Origin of the sequence: Acetobacter fallax, from assembly GCF_011516735.1 — a bacterium.
Lineage (GTDB): Bacteria > Pseudomonadota > Alphaproteobacteria > Acetobacterales > Acetobacteraceae > Acetobacter > Acetobacter fallax.
Genome location: NZ_WOSX01000040.1, coordinates 22,665 through 28,752, shown reverse-complemented (window position 1 = coordinate 28,752; position 6,088 = coordinate 22,665). Strand labels below are relative to the sequence as shown.

At 59.0% G+C, this 6,088-nt stretch carries 7 protein-coding genes; all 7 read right to left on the bottom strand.

Annotation, left to right across the window (positions count from 1 at the left end):
- Window positions 1-105: 105 nt before the first annotated feature.
- Window positions 106-525, bottom strand: coding sequence for a ketosteroid isomerase-related protein (locus GOB85_RS15215; RefSeq protein WP_173578329.1), 420 nt, complete (start codon window positions 523-525; stop codon window positions 106-108).
- A gap of 15 nt (window positions 526-540) precedes the next feature.
- Window positions 541-1,419: a carbon-nitrogen hydrolase family protein gene (locus tag GOB85_RS15210; protein ID WP_173578328.1), complete on the bottom strand. Its 879-nt coding sequence runs from the start codon at window positions 1,417-1,419 to the stop codon at window positions 541-543.
- Complete coding sequence (locus GOB85_RS15205) at window positions 1,419-2,054, bottom strand: GNAT family N-acetyltransferase (protein ID WP_173578327.1); 636 nt, start codon at window positions 2,052-2,054, stop codon at window positions 1,419-1,421. Before GOB85_RS15205 ends, GOB85_RS15210 begins: the two co-directional genes overlap by 1 nt.
- Window positions 2,054-2,935 carry a succinate--CoA ligase subunit alpha gene (gene sucD, locus GOB85_RS15200; RefSeq protein WP_173578326.1) on the bottom strand — a complete coding sequence of 294 codons (882 nt, stop codon included), beginning with the start codon at window positions 2,933-2,935 and terminating at the stop codon, window positions 2,054-2,056. The genes GOB85_RS15205 and sucD overlap by 1 nt, the downstream gene beginning before the upstream one ends.
- On the bottom strand, window positions 2,935-4,134 hold the full coding sequence (gene sucC, locus GOB85_RS15195) for an ADP-forming succinate--CoA ligase subunit beta (protein ID WP_173578325.1): 1,200 nt from the start codon (window positions 4,132-4,134) through the stop codon (window positions 2,935-2,937). The genes sucD and sucC overlap by 1 nt, the downstream gene beginning before the upstream one ends.
- A 23-nt stretch (window positions 4,135-4,157) precedes the next feature.
- Complete coding sequence (gene ybaK, locus GOB85_RS15190; protein WP_173578335.1) at window positions 4,158-4,637, bottom strand: Cys-tRNA(Pro) deacylase; 480 nt, start codon at window positions 4,635-4,637, stop codon at window positions 4,158-4,160.
- Between the two features lie 268 nt (window positions 4,638-4,905).
- On the bottom strand, window positions 4,906-6,060 hold the full coding sequence (locus GOB85_RS15185; RefSeq protein ID WP_173578324.1) for an acyl-CoA dehydrogenase family protein: 1,155 nt from the start codon (window positions 6,058-6,060) through the stop codon (window positions 4,906-4,908).
- Between the last annotated feature and the right edge of the window lie 28 nt (window positions 6,061-6,088).

The window sequence follows — 6,088 nt, the reverse complement described above, 5'->3', positions numbered from 1 at the left end:
TGCGCTCGGGTGATTTCAGTCCAGGCCATCTTGATCTCATCAGGTTATCGCAAACCCATGAATCATAACCCGCTGAAATCACTCAACTCATTTTCGGTCAGACACTCAGACCGAAGCAGCGTCGATCTGCTTCGTCCACAGCGGAAGATTGTAGTAGTTGGTGACACGGGCAATTTTCCCGCCACGCACCTCAAAAAACGCACCGACGGGCAGAACGTATTTCTGACCCTTCGCCGGCGGAAGCCCCGCCTCGGTCTTCACATACTCACCATGAACAGAAAACTCAGCAGCGGCACGCGCACCGTCAGGCGTGGTCATGATGACAAGGCCCTTCGACTCTTCCTTGTAATATCCTTCCATTTTCGAAAGGAATGTCCGGAATTTGTCAAGGCCGACCTCCTGACCACCCTGATTGATGTCATGCACGACATCATCCGCGAGCAGAGCAAGAACGGCCTTGTTGTCCTCACGATTGAAGGCATCATAATAAGCCGCGATAAGCGTCTTTGTTTCTTCAGCAGACATACGTTTTCTCCCTGATCAGCCTTCGGCGACAATCGCGCCGGGAACCGGAACATATCGGGGCCAGTCACGGCAGTTGCGAACCGCCCCGTTTTCCTGAACTTCAGCCAGCGTCGCCGGATCAAGCGTCGCGTAAACCCAGCCGCCCTGATCGAGCCTGCCCTCGACGATCACACCATCAGCCGGAAAACCCCGGTCAATCGGACCATAAACCCCGGCGCAGCCATGATTCTCATCCAGCGTCGCCAGCCACGGCGCATCGCCGACCGTCGGCGATACCGCGACAAAGCACTGGTTTTCCAGCGCCCGCGCCTCAGCCGAGATCCGCACCCGGTTGAAACCATGCATGGAATCCGTGCAGGTCGGAACCAGAATCAGCCACGCACCAGCTTCAATCTGTGCCCGCGCCAGCATAGGGAATTCAGAATCGTAGCAGATCGACGTGCCGATCTTTCCCCATGGTGTTTCAAAAACACCTGGCGGATTCCCCGCCTTCACACCCCAGGACTCCGTCTCGAAACGGGTCATGACATGCTTGTCCTGAAAAAAGATTGTCCCGTCAGGCGCAATCAGTGGCGCACGGTTGCGCACACCGGACACCTCAGGGCGGGGCAGGGTGCCCGGCATCAGCCACACCTTATGCTTCACAGCCGCATCCCGCATGATGGCGAGAATCGCGTCGCTATGTGCGCAAACCGCTTCCAGCTCGGCATTCGGGTCCGGTCTGTCCGTCAGCGCCCCGGCAACTTCCATGCAGGAATATTCAGGCATGAGCAGCAGGTCAGCATTTGGCGCCGCCTCGGCAACCAGCGCGTCAAGATGGTTCGCGTAGTCTTCAACCGTCCCGCAACGCGCAACCGGCCACGCAAGGACGCCAAGGCGAAGGGTCTTGTTCATCAGGAAGCCTCTCCGTTCAGAAGCACAGCCGGAACCGGCTTGCCACGCAGGGATTTAATGAAAAAATCAAGCAGATGCGGCGTCTCTTCCGCATTCCCCGGCTCTTTCCAGTCAATGGAGCAGGTCACGCCCGGCAGCGGATGATACCCGCGTTTCGCCCAGAATGCATGCAAAGTCGTCGCCCCTTCAGGTTTCGCAGGATGCACCTCCGGACGACGCACCGAACAGAACGTCGCAAAGTCCGGGGCCGTCGTCTCCAGAGCATGTTTCTCACGCTCCAGGAAGAAGCGCACGCCCAGCCCGTGCCCGCGATACTCCTTCTGGAGAACGGATTCCCCGAAATAGAAGAAATCGCTGACCGGAAGGCCACGTTTCTCAAACGGCGCGCGAATGGCGTCCATCTCGTCCGCCATCGGCAGACAGGTGGAAGCCCCGATGACCTTCTCCCCGTCACGCGCCAGAATGACAGCAGCGCCGGCACTCTTCACATAAAGCTGGAGATACTTCTCCTCATAAGCAACGTCGCCGTCATAAAGATACGGCCACTCGCGGAACACCGTGATCCGCAAACGGGCCAGATCCGGCAGAAACGGCTCGATCGCCTTCCCCGTCAGAGTCTCAACAGTAATGGACATCAGTTTTTCCCCTTAAGGACAGACTGCAACGTCTCGCCCAGAAGCGCAGGACTGGAAGACATATGAACCCCCGCCGAACGCAGGGCATCGATCTTGGCCGCGGCCGTGTCGTCACCACCCGAAATCACAGCACCGGCATGACCCATCCGACGCCCCGGAGGCGCCGTCTGACCAGCAACAAATCCGACAACCGGCTTGGAAGAACGCGCCTGTTTCAGAAACTCCGCCGCATCCAGCTCGGACCGGCCGCCAATCTCACCGATCATGACGATCGAATCTGTATCCGGATCAGCCAGAAACATCTCAAGCACGTCGATAAAATCGAGACCTTTCACAGGATCGCCGCCAATGCCGACGCTCGTGCTCTGCCCGAGACCCAGCGCGGTCGTCTGCGCCACCGCCTCATAGGTCAGCGTGCCGGATCGCGAAACAATGCCAACATGTCCGCGCCGGTGCGCCGGCCCCGGCATAATTCCGATCTTGCACTCATCCGGCGTGATCACACCCGGACAGTTCGGTCCGACCAGCAGACTGGACGATCCCTCAAGCGCATGACGCACACGCACCATATCAAGCACCGGAATGCCCTCCGTGATGCACACGATCAGCGGCATCTCCGCCGCAATAGCCTCAAGGATCGCATCCGCAGCCCCCGCGGGCGGAACATAGATGACCGACGCATCCGCCCCCGTCGCATCCCGCGCTTCGCAGACCGTGTCAAAAACAGGCAGATCAAGATGCGTCGTGCCGCCTTTGCCCGGCGTCACACCACCGATCATCTTCGTCCCGTAAGCCAGCGCCTGCTGTGCATGGAACGTGCCCTGCGCACCGGTAAAACCCTGCGTCAGAACTTTCGTGTCGCGATTGATCAGGATCGACATCAGGATTTCCTCCCCTCGCGTACAGCTGCTACAATCTTGCGCGCGGCATCTCCGAGGTCATTCGCAACAACCAGAGGCAGCCCGGACTCCTGCAGTTTCGTCAGCCCTTCCTCAACATTCGTACCGGCAAGACGCACCACCAGCGGCACCTTCAGCCCCACATCGTGCGACGCCGCGACGACCGCATCCGCAATCACGTCACAGCGCATGATCCCGCCGAAAATATTGACGAGCACACCTTCAACATTCGGGTCAGCCAGCAAAATGCGGAACGCCGCCGCCACCTTTTCGCGAGACGCTCCGCCGCCAACATCCAGGAAGTTCGCAGGCTGCTCACCCTCGGCGTTGATGATGTCCATCGTCGCCATCGCCAGGCCGGCGCCGTTGACCATGCAGCCAATCGTGCCATCCAGACCGATATAAGACAGCCCGAACCGCGCCGCCTCCTGCTCGCGCGGATCTTCCTCGTTCTCGTCACGAAGATCCTCAAGATCACGATGGCGGAAGAAAGCACTCTCGTCGAAACTCATCTTGGCATCCAGAGCCAGGAGGTTTCCGTCCTTCGTCACCACAAGCGGGTTGATCTCGACCAGAGACGCATCATACGTCGTGAACGTTGTATACGCCGCCTTCAGAACCTGAATGAACTGCCGGATCAGCGGCCCGCGCAGGCCCAGCTTCACCGCCAGATCGCGCGCCTGCCAGTCCTGAAATCCCATGCCGGGATCGATGGACGCCGTCAGAACACGATCAGGCGTTTTTTCTGCAACCTCTTCAATGTCCATGCCACCATCCTGAGAGGCGACAATGGTCAGACGACGCTTTTCCCGATCGACAAGAAGCGAGAGATACAACTCCCGCTCAATCTGACAGCCTGCCTCGACATAAAGCTTGCGAACGAGACGACCCTTAGGTCCCGTCTGCTTCGTGACCAGCACGCGATCGATCATCTCGCACGCAAAGGTCTCAACTTCACTGGCCGAGCGGGCAAGACGCACGCCACCCGTGGCCGGTTCGCCGACAAATCTGCCAGCCCCGCGCCCGCCGGCATGAATCTGGGCCTTGACGACAAAAACATCCCCTGGCAGCGAGCGGGCAATGTCCTTCGCTTCGGCGGACGTATGGGCGACATGCCCCTGAGGCACCGGCATCCCGCAGGATTTCAGCAGTGTCTTTGCCTGATACTCGTGAATATTCATCAACAGTTCCTGAATTCTGCCGTTCAGGCAGCAGCGATGTCGGCAACGATGGCATTCGTGACTTTCTGCGCATCAGCGGGAGAAAGTTTCACAACAAGCCCGCGATCACCGGCGTTGACATAAATATACGGCCTGTCCATCGCCTGACTGGCGAGCACGACCGGAACAGGCGTTACGGAGCCGAACGGACTCGTCCCGCCTGATTGATATCCCGTCAGGTTATGAGCCTTTTCCGGATTCATCATTTTAGCGTTGCGTCCGTCGAACAGAGCCGCAACTGCCTTGAAACTGACCTTCTGGTCAACCGGCACAACGACACAGACCGGCGTCCTGCGATCAACCTCAACAATCAGGGTCTTGAGAACGTTCCCCGCCTCTTCCCCGATCGAGGATGCCGCCTGCAGGCCGATCAGACCACCACCTGGGGCATATTCATACGTATGAACCGAAAACGGAACATTCTGCTCTGCCAGAAATTTCGTGGCATTGGTCTCTGTCGTCACAGTCCCTTGCTCCACACGGGTTTTCCTGCATACCGGACCGGTACGCGGAGCTTTAAAATCAACGTGCGTTGAATAATGGGGAATGGCCGGCAAGGTCAATAGTCAGGAACCACCCCGGCACAGAGAATCATGCCATTTTCAGCGGGTTTCACGATAGTTCTGACTTCGTTACAAGCTGACGACACCACAGAACATAACCCGCAGGACCGGCAGATTTATCGTGCCGGATCAGGATGCGAATTTTCGCATCCTCTCCCGCGTGAGACGCTCATTTCGGATCCAGCACGGCCTGTCCGGCCATTTCCAGAACAACATCCGCCTGCGGCGTGTGAACGCGGCCACACAGAACATTGCGGTAATGCCGCTCCAGCGCGTTGTCCTGACTCAGCCCCGGATTGCCCGTCACCTCAATGGCCCGGCCCACCGCCGCAATGGCGTTCTCCGTCATCAGACGCTTGATCTGGGCTGCCTCCGTGCCATCTGCCCGACCCGCGTCATCCTGCGCGAGCGCCCGCTCAAGCAGAGCCTCGTTCGTCAGCAAAAGCCCGTCAATTTCCCCGAGAACGACATGAAAACGGGGCAGCGTCGCCAGTGGTCGTCCAAGCCCGGTCGGAACCCGACTGTGAAGAAACGAGACCAGCCAGTCCCGGGCGCACCGGGCCACGGCATCATAAAGGGCGGCAACAACAATCGCATGCCAGGTCGCAAGCGCCGGTGTCTCCGGGCTTCCGCTTCCCGCAGGAATCAGATTGACGAGATAACGCTCCGGAATTGCGACATCCTCAAATACAACCGTGTCGCTGCCCGTCGCGCGCATCCCCATCTGATGCCAGCTTTTTTCAATCCGCACGCCAGGCAGGTCGAGCGGCACGAGAATCTGGCCGATCCGGGGCACATCTTCCTCCGTCGCCCCCCACACAATCCCCCAGCGCAGCGCCGTGGACCCGGTCGAAAAGATCTTCCGGCCGTTCAGACGCCACACACCGTCCACCAGCTTCAACCGTGTTGCCGGAATACCACCCCGTGACGGCGTGCCCAGTTCCGGTTCAACACGCAGCGCATTGATCAGCGCCCCGTCACGAATAATCGTCGTAAAAACTTCATTCCGCACCTCCTCAGGCCACGTCGCCGAGAGGGCAACGCCCAGAGTCTGAAGATACTGCATGGCCAGAATCAGCGCCGTGGACGGATCGCCACGCGCCACCCTTGCGACGATCCCGACCATCGCCCGCAACCCGATCCCGGCTCCGCCCCTGTCCCGCGGAACTGCTAAACCAAACAAACCCGCTGTCTTCAGATCAGCAATATTCTCGGAGGCGATCTCGCCCAGACGATCATAATGCGGTGCTCTCGCGGCAAATCGAGCGATCAGTTCATCAGAAACAGCATAATACCCGGCATCCGCACCATGTGACCGGTTCATCCTGATTATCCCTTTTGTATCCCGCAGC